Here is a 17,385-nt window from a genome sequence, read left to right as displayed (position 1 = left end):
TACTTCATTCACATCTATTTTTAATTTTATGCATAAAGAAAATTTATTTCAATTGATTAGTAAAGGAGATGTTGTGCTCTGGGTTGGTGCAGGTTCATCTTTATATGCAGGTTTACCTTCTGGTAATAAGCTTTCGGAGTTTTTATTTGATGGACTATCAATCAAGGAAAAGGAATATATTAATAAAAATTTATTGCTGCCCGACCTAGCTGAAGAAATTTATAGAATCAAAGGAAATAATAGAAACTATATCATTCAGAAACTAAAAGAAAAAATTCTATTAAATAACTTTCTTTCTACTTCCGCGCATGAGAATATTGCTAAAATTCCACACTTTAGAGATATTATAACAACAAATTATGATCAGTTATTTGAACTAGTATATCGTTCTAAACTAAATTTAATATACTCGGATCACCAAATTCCATATATAGATAATTCAAAAGTTACTTTATATAAAATTCATGGAGATTTATCGGTTCCGGATTCTGTAATAATTACAAAATCGGATTATGATAATTATTTTGGAAATAAAAAAGAAGAGGAAGTTTTATGGACAATGATAAAAGAAAAAATTGCAACAAAGAGTATTTTATTTATTGGATATAACCTTGAAGACTCTAATGTTTCTGTTATATTTGATAACATTACTAAAAAGCTCGGAGCCAATCGTAAAGAAAGCTTTTTTGTCTCACCAAATGTTCCACCACAAAAACTGTATCATTTAAGTGATAAAAAAATTCACTATATAGATTCAAAAGGAGAAGATCTTATAATTGAGCTTATTCAATATTTAAAAGATAATATAAAGAAGGATTATGAAAATAAAATGGTTTCAACAGAAATTTATGCTGAATTTCTCAGAAATTTTAATTTGAAATCTGATATAGAAATTAATGAGTTAACAAATACCATAAAAAATTTTAGTGGTTTAAATGGAGATACTGAAACAATAGCAGAATTTGTAATAGATTCAACTTATCCAGAGATAGATAAGGTGATAGATGCTTCTGAAGGTGAATTCATTGACGAACTGGTGATTGATAAATCTGCATTTAAAAATTTAGATTTAAGAATGGAAGGAATTAAAATAGCCGATCTAAGTGATATCGCTACTTTAACGATCTCTCCTATACCAATATTTGATAAAGACGTAGATGTTTCTTTTGAAAATGGATATGAGCTTAATGATATAAGTGTTAAAGTGACAAGAGGCGGCAGCAGAACTAAAGTGCTCATTGAATTTCAAAAGAATGAATTTGAACTTATAATAACTATCAAAGAAAATAATTTTATTTTACACGTAGATTATAGAAATTCTACATTAATAAATAACGTCTCTAGACAACTTCAATTTTATAATGCTATGAATTTGTTAGCGACAGGAAATACGATAAATGCATTCTCTGAAGGTAAATTAGTATTTACTTCAGTGGAAAAATTTGATAGGCGAATTTTAGATGGTTTTAAAGGTCTTTATGATTATAACTTGTTTTATTTAAAGTATTTTGAGAAATTAAAAGAAATAGAAAAAGAATATAATATTAGATTCTCAAACATTGATATAAATGAAGTATCAGATAAAAATGATATAATTCTAAACAGAATAATATCCAAGATTAGAAAAGAGCCAATAGAAGAGTTTTTTAAGGGTATTTCATTTAATATACCCCTCACAGAAAGGAATAAGAAATTGTTTGCAGATATTGAAAATCCAACTATAAAGTTTGCTGCAAATATGAAAAAATTTACTCTACATAATCAAGAATTTCAATTAGGAGAACATGATATACATATTGTAGAACCAAGAATATTAAATTATGAGAATGTTCTCAAAGGAATTGATGAAGAAATAAGAATAGAAAGTAACAAAGAGAAGATATTAATTAAATTCAAGGATTAAAAATTATGTATAAGTTGAATAATTAATCTCAACAAACGACCCAACTAAGGCTCCGGAGGAGATTTACAAACCACTTGGTTTGACTAGAGCAACGTTTTATCTTTATGCTAAAATTCTTGATAATCATACGAATGAAGAAATTAAGAAGATGTCAAATAATAAATAAGTAAAACTGTTGATATTAATATCAACAGTTTTTTATTTTTTTCAATATGAATGCTTTTTAGCAGCCTTCAAAGATATCTACAATAATCTAATTAGCTTAATTTATAGTATCTAAGGAAATTTATCAATCATAATAATAGCTGGAGACTATTTATTACTCTCGCCTTGTAAGCAATTTTTTCATAAAAATAGATTTTAAATTAATTAATAAAAAATTGTAATACGTAAAATGATATCCAGGATTTTTATCATTTTAACAAGCAAGCAAATATATAAGGACCTAACGTCAAAACTTGTCATCTTATAATTATTTTTAATTAAAATTTACACATCAAATTATTTAATTATTTTTGATTATAATAGTATAATTATTTTTCCTCATAGACTGACCTTTTTTTAATAATAAAAAAAATATGATTAATTACGAAACTTGTAGATCCAATCTGGAAAAAATAAAATCTGATTTTGATATTTTAGAAAATTCAAAAATAAATGAAGCAAACACTAGATTTAAATTTATAGATAGTTTATTGACTGATTGTTTAAACTGGGAAAAGTCAGATATTTCTTGTGAAGATAGTTATGAGGGAGAATATACAGATTATATTCTTAGTCTATTCCGATCTGTGGCTGTAGTGGAAGCAAAAAGATCGGGTAATTATTTTGAACTTCCAACTGGAAAACAAAGTCTTTTTCAACCTTTAAAGAGTGTTTACAAGGATAACATAAACATTAAAAAAGCAATTGATCAAATTATGGGATATTGTCATAATCGCTCAATACAAATTGGTGTTTTATGCAATGGTTGGCAATTTATTGCATTTATCGCAAATCGAAATGACTCTATCCCACCATTAGAAGGAAATGCACTAATTGTACCTTCTTTAGAGGTCTTTTTAGCAGAATTCAAAACTATTTGGAATTGCTTATCAAAAACAGGATTCGAAAGTGAGCAACTTCAAAAAAAACTTCTAGGAAAATCTGAAATTGAATTGCCTTCTAAATTATCTTCTACTATTTATCAATATCCAGGTATTAAAAACAGAAATCCTTTTCAAATTGAGCTTGAAATTATAAGTGATCTTGTTTTAGAAGATGTTATTAAAGAAAAAGATATAGAAAAAGAATTTTTAATCTCTTGTTACTGCAAAAGTGGTGCTCTATCAAATTATTCTCTTGTCAGTAAAGAAATACTATCTACCCGCTACAATTATCTTTTTGAAGATGGTGACAGAAAAGCAAGCTTACAACAAATAGCCACTAAAAAAGGAATATCCGGAGAGCTAGTCGAATTGTTTGCTAACAGCTTAAGTAAAAGGCCAGTCCTTCTGGTTGGTGATGTTGGTGTTGGTAAATCAACTTTTATTGATTATCTCAGGCTTGTAGAAGCGCCAAAAGTTTTTGCAAAAGCTATAAGCTTTAAGATAGATTTAGGGTCTAGAGCAATTGTAGCTCTTGATATGAAAAAGGCAATTATCGGACTAATTAAAGAACAGCTATTAAATATTTACAATATTGATATAGAAGAGGATGATTTTGTTCGTCACTGCTATTTCCAAGATTTACAAAAGTTTAAATCAAATATTAGAGTTAAAAGGCTATATGAAATTAATAATGATAAGGCTCTTGAAAAAGAAATTGAGTATTTGACTGAAAAAGTTGAGGATGAAGTTGAACATCTTAAAGCTTCATTGGGTTATATCTGTAAAAATCAATCTAAACAAATTATAATTTTTATTGACAATTGTGATCAAAGATCAGATCAAGATCAAGAATCTGCTTTCTTAATTTCACAAGAATTCGCTTCTGATTGGCCAATGATAGTGTTCATTTCAATTCGTCCAGAAACATTTCATAGAACAAAAAAAGAATCAGGTGCTTTATCAGGTTATCATACAAAAGCTTTTACAATACCACCACCAAGAATAGACGATGTCATTAAAAAAAGATTAGAGTTTGCACAAAAAATAACAAGTGGAGAAATTGCTTTAAGCAGATTAAACAACAATACAAGCTTTTCTAAACTTCATTCATTAATAGATGTATTCCTTTATTCAATTGATGTTAATCAAAACTTATTAACCTTTATTAATAATGTTTCAAACGAAAACATACGAAAGGCTATAGAATTAGTCAAGAAATTCTTCGGAAGTGGTCATGTTGATATGGAAAAAATTATAGATATTTATGAAAGAGAGGGTCGATATAATATTCCTCTTCATGAATTATTAAGATCTGTAATTTATGGAGATAATATCCACTTCTCACCCACTAGCTCAGATATAATTAATGTTTTTGATATTAGATATCCAAAGGCAAATGAACATTTTATTATATTAATTCTTCTTGGATTATTAGATGACTATTCAAAAAATAGTAGAAACCATGGTTTTGTCACAGTTGAAGAAGTATTTAGCTATTTGCAGGGGGTTGGATATACAGCTAATCAAATTGATTCAGTACTGAATTTCTCTTATAATAGGAAATTATTTGAAACTAGTCAAAAAGGTGATCAGCTCGATGTTCAAAATTCGCTTCTTCAGATTAGAGTAACTAATTCAGGCATTTATCATCTTAGATTTTTAATTCATTCATTCACATATATAGACTCAATTATAGTCGATACGCCAATACTTGAGGAATCATATAAAAGGGAAATATTAAACGAAATAAGCATTGAGAAAAGGTTAGATAGAGCGATCGTTTTTAAGACTTATCTTGATAACCAATGGAAAACTGCAAATATTATATCAACTTATTTTAGTTGGGAAACATATTCTTCAGAGCTGAATGAAGATATTGAAAGAATAAAAGCGAAGTTAATCAAAAGAGAATAGATTATAAGCTCTATACGCTTTATTGGAACGTTGTAGCATACATTAGCCAAAAAATAGAAGTTAGTGAGTGGGGACAGTCCGTTGTAAAAGAGATATCGGAATTTATTATTAAGACGGAGCCTGAAATAAGAGGTTTTTCAGATAAGAACTTGTGGAGGATGAAACAGTTCTATGAAACTTATAAAGATTCTCCAAAACTCTCACCGACGGTGAGAGAAATAAGCTGGAGTCATAATATGGTTATCTTTTCTCGATGTAAAACACCGGAAGAACAAGAATTTTATCTCAAAATAACTAAACAAGAGGGCTACAGTAAGAGAGAATTAGAACGACAGATTTATGCGAGTTTGTTTGAAAGAACTATGGTCGGTCAATCAACACTCTCACCAGCGTTGAGAGAAATGGATTCGGAACTTGTAAATACTTTCAAAGATACTTATGTTTTTGATTTCTTAAACTTGCCGGATATACATTCTGAAAACGATTACAGAAAGGTTTAATCAAACAAATGAAAGATTTCATCCTCGAATTAGGTAGAGATTTTTTATTTGTTGGGGAAGAATATAAAGTTCAGGTTGTTTCATCAGACTTTTATATTGATTTGCTTTTTTAGCATCGAGGATTACAGTGTTTAGTAGCTTTCGAACTCAAGGCAGATAAATTTAAACCAGAACATTTGGGACAGCTTAATTTTTATCTTGAAGCGCTTGATAGAGATGTGAAAAAGATAAATGAGAATCCAAGCATTGGAATTCTGCTGTGTAAGGACAAAGATAATGAGGTTGTAGAATATGCTTTGAGCAGAAGCCTTTCTCCTACAATGGTTTCACAATATAAAACCCAGCTCCCGGATAAAAAATTACTTCAGCAAAAATTACATGAGTTATTTGGGCATTAACAAACATTCTGTAAAGTATATTTTATATATTAAATCACGATGTTTTATGAATTGAAAAATTCAAAAGTCTCAAAAAACGATAAACTTCCTTATTTACTAATTTTATAAATGAGACATTATTTAAACAGCTCGGAAATTTTTGAAATCATTTTTTCCAATATTTTTCTCTTATTGCGTTACCAAACCACAGATTGAGTATAGACTTTATCATAACATAGGATTCAAATTAATTTCAGTAAAAGTATTTTCATAATGTATAGTTTTATTCATAAATTTATAAATAAAACTATACATTATGAAAACATTAAAACCTTTCAAATTAGCATTAATTTGTGCTTGTATTTTGATACATCATTCATGTCAAAATGCATCTGTTGTAAATAAAAGTGAAAACATTGTAAATTCAATTAATTTAGATCATATTAAAGATAAAATTAATCTAATTGCAATTAATGAAAACATTTTAAGAGATACGATTACAGTTGTCAATTTACAACCTAATAACATAGGCATTGATGTAAATCTAAGAGCGGAAATATTCAAACTTTTTGATCCTGAAAATCATCCTTGCAAATTGCCTTCAAAAATTACAAAAAAATTAAAAGATTTAAAAGATGGAGGAAATCCATGGGCTCCAGAATTTGTATTGTCACATATTGCACAAATGCCAATAACTGCCATTTATATTCCTAGAGAAAGTATTTCAAATATTCTTCACAGAGTAACAATAAAAAAATCAAATGTAGCCAATAATTTTTCTTGGTTAGTAATTAGTTCTCCTACATACAATGAATTAAATGTAGAAGATTACATTCTTTCAGGTTATAATTCCTTTTTCTATTCTCTTGACTGTTCAGGATATTTAAACGCAGCAATTGGAGCATCTGGTGCAACTCCAGGTGCTGATATTAAAGTTGCAGCAGAATCTGCCTTAATTACTCAGAATTCAATGTTTGTGGGAGGTGGTGTAGTAATTTCACCTTTGCTTGCTGCATATTATGGAAATCTAGTTACAATGGATAAAAGCCTAAGAATTAATATCCTTACTGCATTAATGGCAATTCCAAATATTGCTGACGATGACATCATTGAGATGGATTTAAGTTTCGATGCTGTTTGGTCATCGAAAACAGGATCATCAAGTTTTAATGGGAAAGCAGATCTTAAAGCAAATGTAGGTGCAAACATTGGTCTTGCTCAAATTTCATCTTCTGCAGGAGGTGGAGGGGCTGTTGCTAGGAAAAGTACATTTTCAAATTTTAACACTTACATTACTAAAGAAGCTCCTGTAAGAAGTCCTCAACCGATTACTGTTTTGCAAATAAGAAAAGTTCTCCGTGATCTAAATCAAAAGTAATAAAAAATCTCAAAATACGATTATATAGCTATTCTAGATTTATTAAATTGCTGAATGTTTGGTGTGTTCTATAAATTAATAAAACCTGAAGAATGATCTTTGAGGTTAGCTAAATTAGAGACAGTAAATTTTGTAATTTTGGTAAATGATAGAAAATAAACCAGAATTTAATCAAGAGCTTTACAGTTCCATTGCAAAAATTATTGTTGATGCCAAAGACCAGGTTTATAGAAACAGTAATACTATATTGCTGAAAATGTATTGGGAAATTGGACAGCTTATTATTGAGGATGAACAAAATGGTGAACTTCGTGCGAAGTATGGAAAATCAGTCTTGAAGAATCTTGCTAATCATCTATCAGTGGAATTTGGGAAGGGATTTAATGAAAGGAATCTTAATAACATGCGGGCTTTTTTCATCGCATTTCCAATTTGGAACGCAGTGCGTACCGAATTGAGCTGGACTCACTACCGAATTATTAGTAGAATTGAAAATACTGAACACAGAATACAGTATATACAACATTCTATTGAAGGAAACTGGAATACCAGGACACTTCAAAGAAACATTGACAGCCAGTATTTAGGTAGATTATTAAAATTTCCGGAAGCAGAAAACAAAGAAATATCCAATTATATTAAAGACCCCTACATATTTGAATTCTTAGGACTTCCTTCAGATATATCACAAACTGAAACTCAAATAGAATCAGCTTTAATTACGCACCTTCAGCAATTTTTAATGGAGTTAGGGAAAGGGTTTGCGTTTGTTGCCAGACAGCAGCATATCGTTACTGATACTTCAGATTTCTATATAGATCTGGTATTTTACAACTACTACCTTAAATGCTTTGTGCTTGTAGATCTTAAAACTCATAAGCTGACTCACGAAGCCATTGGGCAAATGGATATGTATGTAAGAATGTATAATGATCTTAAAAAAGGAGTTGATGACAATCCCACAATAGGAATTATTTTATGTACCGAAAAAGATGAAACGGTAGTGAAATACTCCGTAATGTCAGAAAATGAGAAACTATTCGCAAGTAAATACAGAACATATCTTCCTGACGAAAAAGAACTGAAAAATTTGATAGAGGCAGACCGAGTGAAATTTGAACTGGACAATCAAAAACAATAAAAATACTCAACATAAATAACCTCTTAAAATCTCAAATAACGATAGATTCTATGAAAATACCACACAAATTGAAATTTATTTTATTTTTTTTACTACTATCAACATCTATTTTTTCACAAAAGTTTAGCTTTATTTATGAGGCTAAATATAGAACAAGTAAGGAAAAACCTGAAAATATTAATACTGAAAATATGATTTTGGATTTGGAGAATAATACTTCTATTTTTAGAGATTCCATGTCCAGAAATGCTGATTCCCTGAAGTTCATTAATAAAAATGGAGGCTATATAATGGGGGTTGAAAATCAATTTTATATTAAAAAAGATATCCTTAATAAAAAAATAGAGAAAATTATTACTTACTTAAAGGCAAATTATGTTCTACCGATTGATGAACAGCTAAATTGGAAAATCATACCGGAACAAAAAACTATTGGAAAATATAGATCGCAAAAAGCAGAAGTTAGTTATGGTGGTAGAAACTGGATTGCTTGGTTTACGACGGAATTGCCTTTTAATGATGGCCCCTATATTTTCAATGGATTACCTGGTTTAATCATTTCCATTGAAGATACAGAACATGATTACTCATTCAATTTAATACAGGTAAAAAAAGGCAGCAATAGGTTTGATGTAAGGACAAAAACAATTAAAATCGACTGGACACAATATGAGCAGCTAGGAAAATCATATTATAATGACCCCTGGAATACCAAAACCGCCAAAAAAGTTATATTTACAGATCCTCAGGGAAATGAAAAAGATATGAATGAAATGATCAGAGAAGCGCAAAAATCCATTCTTGAAGAAAATAATCCTTTAGAGTTGAATCACAAAATCAATTATAAATAATATGTGAGTACATTAATGAAAAGCATACTATGATAAAGGAGTTGAAAAAATATTAATTTACGATTAAATGACAAGCATTCTCTACACTTCAAAAAATGAAATAAATTATTCTTTTTTATATAGTTTTCAACAAGTATATTCAGAAGACCATGATGTTAATATATTAATTTTTGAAATTTGGGAGAAAGGGAAAGAAGAGCATGACAAGTTTAGTTTTATCCTCCGAGAAATGGAAAATGGCAATGATTTGAAAGTCGTTGATTTGTTTCCAGATTCAAAAAAATATTATTTAGGAAAAGGAATTTCAAGAGCGATGATTTTACATTGTAAAAATTTATTTATGAAACGTATTATTTCTGAAGGAGGAAATAATAACTGGGAAGAAGCTCGGATCAAAGTTTGGGAACGTATGAAATCTAACGGAGAAGTTGCTTATTGCGAATCAAAAGATTTTTACTTTACATTATAATAAAATGAACTATTAAAATAATCTCATAAACCATAGCTTTACTTATAATTTTAAATTCATGAAAAAATATATCATACTCTTTTTACTGCTTCCTCTATGGGTTTTTTCTCAGAAAAAGATGTCAAAGGAAGAGAAAGAGGTACAGAAGTTTCAGAAAGAACTCAATGCAGAATATCTTAACCCAAAGGAAACTCCATTAAGAGGTGATAATTTTAAAAATTTTAAAGGACATCCTTTCTTCCCTTTTGATGCTAAATACAGAGTTACTGCACAATTTGTAAAATCAGAAGATACAAAACCCTTTGACCTTCCTACGTCTTCAGGGAAAACCAAATCGTATCAGGAATATGGAAAAGCAACCTTTACATTAGATGGCAAGCCGTATACTGTAACGTTATACCAAAGCCTGGATCTGATCAAACAGGAAAAATACAAAGACTATCTTTTCCTTCCGTTCCGTGATGCAACCAATGAAAAAGAAACGTATGGAGGAGGGAAATATATGGATCTTAAAATCCCGAAAGGAAATACCATTGTGCTTGATTTTAATCAATCTTACCATCCGTTCTGTGCTTATAATGCTTATGATTACAACTGCCCGATTGTTCCGGAGGAAAATAAGCTTCCCGTGGAAATCCGTACAGGGGTAATGTATGAAGATATTTACCATCACTAATACTATGATACATTTAGAATTCTTTAAACCAGAAGATCTTTCCGGGGTCAGCTATGCTTTGGATGAAAATCAGATGAGATTTACAGCGACTGCTCAACAGGCTTTGCAAAGCATCAGTGAGCGGGATGATAACGATGCATTTCCCGTGACTATATTTTACAACGATCTGCCTGCAGGCTTTTTTGTCCTTGATTTCGGGAAAGATAAACTGGAAATTACTGATAATGAAAACTCAACGTTGTTACGATCTTTATCTGTGAATCCCGGGATGCAGGGCAAAGGAATTGGAAAAGCGGCGATGCTTGAAGTGGGGCATTTTGTCAGAAACCACTTTAAAACCTGCGATGAAATTGTATTGGCCGTCAATCAGAAAAACGATTCTGCTTACCATATTTACCTTATGGCAGGATATATTTACGACGGTAAGACCAGAATCGGAAGAAGCGGGCCTCAATATCTGATGTACAAAAAACTTTAATAAAATTTTAAAATCATAATTTTTTATCTGCTGATATCTTTCCATAACTTTGAGTAACATCAAATTACAAAACATGGAAATATCACTTCAAAACCAGGTGGCTGTAGTCACAGGAGCTTCCAGTGGAATCGGTTCAGGAATTGCAAAATCATTGGCCGCAGCAGGAGCAACAGTCATTGTCAACCATTCCTCATACAGATCTACAGATGAAGCCAAAGCTGTTTTAAAGGAAATAACGGAGGCCGGAGGGAAAGGAATGACCTACCAATGTGATGTTTCCAAAGAAGATCAGGTCATTAGAATGTTTCAGGATGTCATTGCTGAGTACCAGACTGTAGATATTCTGATCAATAATGCAGGGATTCAGAAAGACGCGAAATTTACTGAAATGACTCTTGACCAATGGAATGCGGTCATAGGAGTTAATCTGACGGGACAATTTCTATGCGCCAAAGAAGCCATTAAAGAATTTCTGCGAAGAGGAATCGACACTTCCCGCTCTGTTGCATGTGGGAAAATTATTCATATCAGTTCAGTCCATGAAATTATTCCGTGGGCGGGTCATGCTAATTACGCTTCCAGTAAAGGGGCAATCAGAATGTTGATGCAAACGCTTGCTCAGGAATATGGTGCGGACAAAATCCGTGTCAATTCCATTTGTCCGGGAGCGATTCAGACGCCGATTAACTTGAATGCATGGGATACTCCGGAAGCCCTTAATTCTCTTCTCAGCCTTATTCCTTATAACAGAATCGGACAACCGCAGGATATCGGAAATTTAGCTGTATTTCTTGCTAGTGATCTTGCAGATTATATTACCGGAACAAGCATTTTCGTGGATGGTGGAATGACTACGTTTGAGAGTTTTTCTACCGGAGGATAAAGGAATTCGAAGTTCAAAGTTTAATGTTCAAGGTTTAAAGTTTTGAAGTTGTTCTTAGAGTTTGAAACGGAATTAAAATATTACTCATTACTTAGTATTCATTACTCATAATTATTGCTTATGACGGAAAAACAGAGAATTTCAGATGTTTCATGGAAAAAATGGGGGCCCTATGTCAGTAACCGTGAATGGGGGCTCGTTCGTGAAGACTACAGTGAAGACGGAGATGCCTGGAATTACACAGGCCACGATATCGCAGAAGCCAAAACATACCGTTGGGGTGAAGAAGGGATATGCGGAATCTGTGACGACCGTCAGAAACTTGTATTCTCTGTAGGTTTCTGGAATAAAAAGGACAAAATGGTGAAAGAGCGGTTCTTTGGACTCACAAACGGACAAGGGAATCATGGTGAAGATGTAAAGGAATATTTCTATTATCTTGATTCTACTCCTACACATTCTTATATGAAGATGCTGTATAAGTACCCTCAGAATGCATTTCCTTATGAGCAGCTTGTAAAAATAAATGCTGAAAGAGGAAAAGAGGATCCGGAATATGAGCTGATTGATACAGGAATTTTTGATCAGAATGACTATTTTGATATTTTTATAGAATATGCAAAGGAAAGTCAGAATGATATTCTAGTAAGATTAACAATTATCAATAAATCTGAAAAAGAAGCATCTCTGGTCATTTTGCCGACAGTTTGGTTCAGAAATACCTGGAAATGGGGATATGATGATTATAAACCCCAATTGTCTGCGGAAGATGCTGACCATATTAAAGTCAATCATCAGGATATTGAGATTAAAAATGTGTATGCAAAAAAGTCCTTAAAGACCTTGTTTTGTAATAATGAAACCAATAATGAAAAGCTTTATCAATGTTCTAATGATTCAAAATACTGTAAAGATGGAATAAATAATTTTGTGATGACGGGAAGTTCCCAGTCTGTAAATCCACAAAATGCAGGAACCAAAGCTTCTTTCTTTATTGATGAAGATTTTAAAGCGGGAGAATCAAAAATATTTGAATTCATGCTTTCAGATAAAGATATAAGAGAACCTTTTAAAGATTTCGATATTCTTTTTAAACAAAGACAAAAAGAAGCAGACGAGTTTTATGCAGAAATCCAGAAAGGAATTGCTTCGGAAGATGAAAAACTGGTTCAGAGACAGGCTTTTGCAGGAATGCTTTGGAATAAAATGTTTTACCATTACAATGTAGAAAAATGGCTGAAAGGTGATCCTTCCGAAATGCCTCCGCCAAAATCCCGGGAAACGATAAGAAACTACGACTGGAAACATCTGAACAATGAGCATATCATTTCAATGCCTGATAAATGGGAATATCCATGGTATGCAACGTGGGATCTTGCATTTCACACCATCAGCTTTTCACTGATAGATCCGGATTTTGCCAAACATCAGTTAAAGCTTTTCCTGTTTGAATGGTATATGCATCCCAACGGACAGCTTCCTGCCTACGAATGGAACCTGAGTGATGTGAATCCTCCTGTACATGCCTGGGCGGTTTTCAGGGTATTTAAAATTGATGAATATTTAAAAGACAAACCGGACCTGGAATTTCTGGAAAGTGCTTTCCAAAAACTGCTCATGAATTTTACCTGGTGGGTTAACAAAAAAGACCTTAACGGTAATAATATCTTTGAAGGAGGATTCCTGGGGCTTGATAATATCGGTGTTTTTGACAGGAATTCTGTTTTACCCAACGGAGAACAGCTGGAACAGTCGGACGGAACGAGCTGGATGGCTATGTTTGCCCTCAATATGATGAGAATTGCCCTGGAACTGGCCCTTTACAATAAGGTGTATGAGGAGATGGCGATGAAATTCTTTGAACATTTCCTGTCGATTGCCCATTCATTGGATAATATGGGGGATGAGAATTTCAGTCTTTGGGATGAGCAGGATGAATTTTTCTATGATGCAATTACTTCCAGTGACGGAACTCATATGTATTTGAAATTAAGAACCATCGTTGGGTTGATCCCGATGTTTGCTGTTGAGGTTATTGATGATGAAATGATTGAAAACCTTCCCAATTTCAAAAAAAGAATGAAATGGGTACTGGATAATAAACCTGAACTGGCTTCTCTGGTTTCAAGATGGGAAGTGAAAGGACAGGATTCAAAACATCTTTTATCTCTGCTTCGGGGACATCGTCTGAAAAGGCTGTTAAACCGGATGTTGAATCCGGATGAGTTTCTAAGTGATTACGGAGTAAGAGCTTTATCCAAAGAGTATGAAAGAAATCCTTATACTTTAACTCTGAATGAAACGGATTTTACTGTTAAATATACCCCTGCTGAAAGTGACAGCGGCTTGTTTGGTGGAAACAGCAACTGGCGCGGCCCCGTATGGTTTCCGATCAATTTTCTTATTATTGACAGTCTTCAGCGTTTTTTCTTCTATTACAGTCCGGATTTTTTGGTAGAATATCCTACGGGCAGCGGTAATTATTCAGACCTTGATCAGATTGCAGATGCCTTAAATAAGAGGCTCGCGAAAATATTTTTAAAGGATGAAAATGGTAAACGCCCGGTTCATGGACAGTATGAAAGATTTCAGACCGATCTGGATTTTAAAGATTATATCCTTTTCTATGAATATTTCCATGGAGACAACGGCCGTGGAGTAGGAGCTTCCCATCAGACAGGCTGGACGGGACTTATTGCTAAGATTCTTCAGCCCAGATTTTCCAAAAAAGAAATGGCAGAATCCGAAACTGAAATGCCGGATAATGCAGAAAAACAATAAGTTGGTTTATTCAAATATCTGCTGTATAATTTCAAGTGAGGCCGGAGTTTTGAAGTCCGTGATATGATAATGATAGTACACCAAAAGACTGTCAAGGAAATCTTTTCTCAAAGAAGAACGGATTTTTGTGGCATAAAAATCTTCTGCACAAAGAGCTTCTTTCCATATCATTGAAATCTCTTCATTAAAAAGCTGATGACTTATTCCCGGAGAAAAAGTGCCGGTTTCCGGATCTAAGAAATTACCTTCACTCAATAATGGAGCTACACCCTGAATTTTTAAAAAAGCCAGTAAAAACAGAAGATGTGCCTGATAATTTCTATTGTTCAGCTCAGTGATAAGATGATCAATACCGGAATAGACGGGAATATTTTTATTCTCATGCTTAAGAATATGACTCAGAAAATCCGAGATAAAGAAAATGACAGTATTGACCTTTATATCTGTATAAATGTCATTGTTTTTTACCAATTCAAATTTTGAAACAGTCGGGATTCCGTTGCCCCGTGCTGGATTAATGGAAAAATTGAGATGGCTCAGCGGCTGAAGCAGGGCTTTCTTTTTGTTCTTTTTGGAATAAATTCCTTTCAGAAAATAGCTTTGAAAACCCTCTTCTTCTGTAAAACAATGCAATACCACATCATTTTCCCCGTATTTGATAAATGAAAGTAAAAAACCGTTTTGTGAATTCATTAATTAACCACTCCTATTTTGGCGGTAGCTTTATCAGATCCGTCTTCGTTCGTCATCAGGACAAAATAAATCCCTGAAGCTACTCTTGTTCCTTTCTGATTATTGAGATCCCATTCATAATAACCTCCACGTGCAACGGCAGAGTGTACTACATTTCCTGCAGCATCCACGATTCTTATATTGGTTTTTTCTGCAAGACCTTTTATCGTTACTTTTCCTTTAAAGTTTGAATAAACAACAGGATTAGGATATACTACAACATCACCGAAATTGGATGTTACATCAGCAACATCGCCCTGATAGGTTACAATACCATTATACGTTACAAAATACACCTTGCCTGTTTTTTTATCAATTTTGATATCAGTAACACTATTGGTAGGAAGAGGTGAATTTTCCTTTGTAAAATGTTTTATGGTTCTCTGACCGTCTGAAGACAGATAGTAAACACCGCCGCCGTCAACGGATACCCATTTATAATCACCTCCATCTACTGCAATCTGAAGAATTGCTGATTCTCTGAAAAGCTCTTCACCCAAACCATTCTGCTCTATCACTATAGGTTCTACTTTAGGCTGGGCACTTTTTATTTCTGATGCTGAGTTTGACATGATCCTCAGACCTCCGTCCGTACCAATCCATGCATCACCAGCCTTATCAAAGGCTACAGATAAAATTCCTCCTGAACTGTTAAATCCATTAGATGTTCCCAGAATATAATCTGAATCATCGGAAAGGTTAAGAGCATTTTTATAATCATATACCCAGAAGTTATTGGATCTTGGCAGCGGAGTCCACAACATATTTTCGTGGAAAACCGGTTTTTGAGTACCATCACTGGCCAGAACTATTTTCTTAATAACAAAATCATCTGCTGCTTTATCGTAAATTCCTATAGATGGATTCCCATCATTGAAACCAAAAGATACAAAAAGATTACTCTGAGAGTCTGTGGCAAAACCTACAGGGCGTCTGTAATAAGGCTGTGCTCCAAGATTATAATACTTTACCAGTTCAAAATCCTTGCTGGTAGCATTGTACTTCATTTTGTAGACCCCATTATCAAACATCGTATAATTGGTGAAAAATACTTCATTATTACTAAAAGGACTTAATGTAGCATCCAGTACATTGATAGACTGTGGGTTATTAACAAAAAAAGAAGGATACACCCATTCTGTACCAGTAAAATAGTAAAATCCAGGTTTTTTAGGATTACTAACCGGTTCGTTATAGTTATTCGCTCTTGCTCCGGTAGAAACCAGAAGTTGGTTATTATCAAAAAGATTGATATTATAAGCAAAATTGAAGTAAGGTCCGGAAGGTTTAAAAGTATTGTTACTTTCATCCTTAATTCCCGATAATACCGTTCCTCCTAAAATCTTTCCGCCAGCTGTTAATGCAGTATTGCATTCTTCACCAAGACTTACCGCATTTTGTGATACTCCATTGATTCCATAAGTATATACTCTGTTATCTGTAACGACAATGCTATTGGAGGTAATAACAACATCCCTGATTTTTTCAAAAGTAGTAGGAAGTTGTGTCGGGGTACCGTTATTATAAATATAAGCTGCTGTAGCCGTTGAGAAAACCAGTTCTGATTCTGAATCTATATGTTTGAAAGCTCCGGGAGCTTCCGTTGTCCATGTAGAAAATACAGGAAATGTAGTATTCATTTGATGGCTTTTCAAACCTGTATCCGTTACAGAATATACTTTATTCCCAAATATGGTGGCTTCATTACTTGCCTGATAAATCCCACCGGTCAGGAAAAATGCAGAATCACCAAATTCTTTATTCTGAAGGTTAAAGATGGAAACTCCATACCCAACAGAAATGACAGCCTGATCTCCGGTTATGGAAATGTGGTTGATCTTTTTGTCCCCATTATATCCTGTAGCAATGGGAATATCAACAATATATTTGATCTCCTGAGGCGTAATAACATCCATAGAACCGTTTTCATAACCGATAAGTCCTGTTTTAGTCTGTGGATTATAATCAAAAGCTGTGATTCCGATATTATGCAGCCCGTTGGCTTTAGATAACTTCGTAATTTCTCCGGTTGATATTGTATAATAGAATATTCCGTTTTGGGTGGCTGCAATGATTTTTCCATTGTCTTCTTTCATGGCTAAGACATTATTATAGGAAAACAGATCTGCCCATTTTTTTGATGAAATAACCTGTGCTTTTGTCAGCTGCAGGGATGCTAAAATACCAAGAGAAATTAGAGAAAGTTTTTTCATA

Annotated in this window: 13 protein-coding genes and 1 pseudogene; 12 read left to right on the top strand and 2 right to left on the bottom strand. The window is 32.9% G+C overall.

Features of this window, described 5'->3' with window-relative positions; genetic code table 11:
- Window positions 1–28: 28 nt before the first annotated feature.
- The 12 genes and pseudogenes from AB1278_RS19635 (at window position 29) to AB1278_RS19580 (ending at window position 14,439) form a co-directional block, all read left to right on the top strand.
- On the top strand, window positions 29–1,903 hold the full coding sequence (locus tag AB1278_RS19635; protein ID WP_429816500.1) for an SIR2 family NAD-dependent protein deacylase: 1,875 nt from the start codon (window positions 29–31) through the stop codon (window positions 1,901–1,903).
- 578 nt (window positions 1,904–2,481) lie between these two features.
- Window positions 2,482–4,905, top strand: a complete 2,424-nt coding sequence (locus AB1278_RS19630) for a hypothetical protein (protein ID WP_429816498.1) — start codon at window positions 2,482–2,484, stop codon at window positions 4,903–4,905.
- Window positions 4,902–5,405 (top strand): DUF1016 N-terminal domain-containing protein, encoded by a 504-nt coding sequence (locus AB1278_RS19625; RefSeq protein ID WP_429817408.1) that lies wholly within the window; start codon window positions 4,902–4,904, stop codon window positions 5,403–5,405. Before AB1278_RS19630 ends, AB1278_RS19625 begins: the two co-directional genes overlap by 4 nt.
- 8 nt (window positions 5,406–5,413) lie before the next feature.
- Window positions 5,414–5,803: pseudogene (locus AB1278_RS19620) on the top strand (PDDEXK nuclease domain-containing protein).
- Between the two features lie 295 nt (window positions 5,804–6,098).
- Window positions 6,099–7,160, top strand: coding sequence for a hypothetical protein (locus AB1278_RS19615; protein ID WP_429816496.1), 1,062 nt, complete (start codon window positions 6,099–6,101; stop codon window positions 7,158–7,160).
- Window positions 7,161–7,305: 145 nt separating this feature from the next.
- Complete coding sequence (locus AB1278_RS19610; protein WP_429816493.1) at window positions 7,306–8,301, top strand: PDDEXK nuclease domain-containing protein; 996 nt, start codon at window positions 7,306–7,308, stop codon at window positions 8,299–8,301.
- 50 nt (window positions 8,302–8,351) lie between these two features.
- The gene (locus AB1278_RS19605; RefSeq protein WP_429816490.1) at window positions 8,352–9,152 is read left to right on the top strand and encodes a GLPGLI family protein; all 801 of its coding nucleotides are present in this window, start codon (window positions 8,352–8,354) and stop codon (window positions 9,150–9,152) included.
- A gap of 67 nt (window positions 9,153–9,219) precedes the next feature.
- Window positions 9,220–9,621 (top strand): hypothetical protein, encoded by a 402-nt coding sequence (locus tag AB1278_RS19600; RefSeq protein WP_110009557.1) that lies wholly within the window; start codon window positions 9,220–9,222, stop codon window positions 9,619–9,621.
- A gap of 58 nt (window positions 9,622–9,679) precedes the next feature.
- Window positions 9,680–10,297: a DUF1684 domain-containing protein gene (locus AB1278_RS19595; protein ID WP_429816487.1), complete on the top strand. Its 618-nt coding sequence runs from the start codon at window positions 9,680–9,682 to the stop codon at window positions 10,295–10,297.
- Between the two features lie 4 nt (window positions 10,298–10,301).
- Entirely contained in the window at window positions 10,302–10,775 is a 474-nt protein-coding gene (locus AB1278_RS19590) for a GNAT family N-acetyltransferase (RefSeq protein WP_411414310.1), read from the top strand.
- Window positions 10,776–10,848: 73 nt separating this feature from the next.
- On the top strand, window positions 10,849–11,658 hold the full coding sequence (locus AB1278_RS19585) for a glucose 1-dehydrogenase (RefSeq protein WP_429816483.1): 810 nt from the start codon (window positions 10,849–10,851) through the stop codon (window positions 11,656–11,658).
- A gap of 120 nt (window positions 11,659–11,778) precedes the next feature.
- Window positions 11,779–14,439 (top strand): MGH1-like glycoside hydrolase domain-containing protein, encoded by a 2,661-nt coding sequence (locus AB1278_RS19580; RefSeq protein ID WP_429816480.1) that lies wholly within the window; start codon window positions 11,779–11,781, stop codon window positions 14,437–14,439.
- 6 nt (window positions 14,440–14,445) lie between these two features.
- Here AB1278_RS19580 and recO read toward each other — a convergent pair whose 3' ends face one another.
- Together recO and AB1278_RS19570 are read right to left on the bottom strand one after the other, a co-directional pair.
- A complete protein-coding gene (recO, locus tag AB1278_RS19575) occupies window positions 14,446–15,132 on the bottom strand; it encodes a DNA repair protein RecO (protein ID WP_429816477.1) in 687 nt (228 codons plus the stop codon).
- On the bottom strand, window positions 15,132–17,384 hold the full coding sequence (locus tag AB1278_RS19570) for a T9SS type A sorting domain-containing protein (protein ID WP_202843518.1): 2,253 nt from the start codon (window positions 17,382–17,384) through the stop codon (window positions 15,132–15,134). Before AB1278_RS19570 ends, recO begins: the two co-directional genes overlap by 1 nt.
- Between the last annotated feature and the right edge of the window lies 1 nt (window position 17,385).

The sequence above is a fragment of the Chryseobacterium sp. NRRL B-14798 genome (assembly GCF_050470705.1).
GTDB lineage: Bacteria > Bacteroidota > Bacteroidia > Flavobacteriales > Weeksellaceae > Chryseobacterium > Chryseobacterium cupriresistens.
This window is presented reverse-complemented; position numbering and strand designations above follow the sequence as displayed.

What these genes read in the sequence shown, in the direction of transcription:
- AB1278_RS19615 (WP_429816496.1), top strand. Translation starts at nt 6,099, where the DNA reads ATGAAAACATTAAAACCTTTCAAATTAGCATTAATTTGTGCTTGTATT.
- AB1278_RS19630 (WP_429816498.1), top strand. Translation starts at nt 2,482, where the DNA reads ATGATTAATTACGAAACTTGTAGATCCAATCTGGAAAAAATAAAATCT.
- AB1278_RS19595 (WP_429816487.1), top strand. Translation starts at nt 9,680, where the DNA reads ATGAAAAAATATATCATACTCTTTTTACTGCTTCCTCTATGGGTTTTT.
- AB1278_RS19600 (WP_110009557.1), top strand. Translation starts at nt 9,220, where the DNA reads ATGACAAGCATTCTCTACACTTCAAAAAATGAAATAAATTATTCTTTT.
- AB1278_RS19585 (WP_429816483.1), top strand. Translation starts at nt 10,849, where the DNA reads ATGGAAATATCACTTCAAAACCAGGTGGCTGTAGTCACAGGAGCTTCC.
- AB1278_RS19590 (WP_411414310.1), top strand. Translation starts at nt 10,302, where the DNA reads ATGATACATTTAGAATTCTTTAAACCAGAAGATCTTTCCGGGGTCAGC.
- AB1278_RS19570 (WP_202843518.1), bottom strand. Translation starts at nt 17,384, where the DNA reads ATGAAAAAACTTTCTCTAATTTCTCTTGGTATTTTAGCATCCCTGCAG.
- AB1278_RS19605 (WP_429816490.1), top strand. Translation starts at nt 8,352, where the DNA reads ATGAAAATACCACACAAATTGAAATTTATTTTATTTTTTTTACTACTA.
- AB1278_RS19610 (WP_429816493.1), top strand. Translation starts at nt 7,306, where the DNA reads ATGATAGAAAATAAACCAGAATTTAATCAAGAGCTTTACAGTTCCATT.
- AB1278_RS19580 (WP_429816480.1), top strand. Translation starts at nt 11,779, where the DNA reads ATGACGGAAAAACAGAGAATTTCAGATGTTTCATGGAAAAAATGGGGG.
- AB1278_RS19635 (WP_429816500.1), top strand. Translation starts at nt 29, where the DNA reads ATGCATAAAGAAAATTTATTTCAATTGATTAGTAAAGGAGATGTTGTG.
- recO (WP_429816477.1), bottom strand. Translation starts at nt 15,132, where the DNA reads ATGAATTCACAAAACGGTTTTTTACTTTCATTTATCAAATACGGGGAA.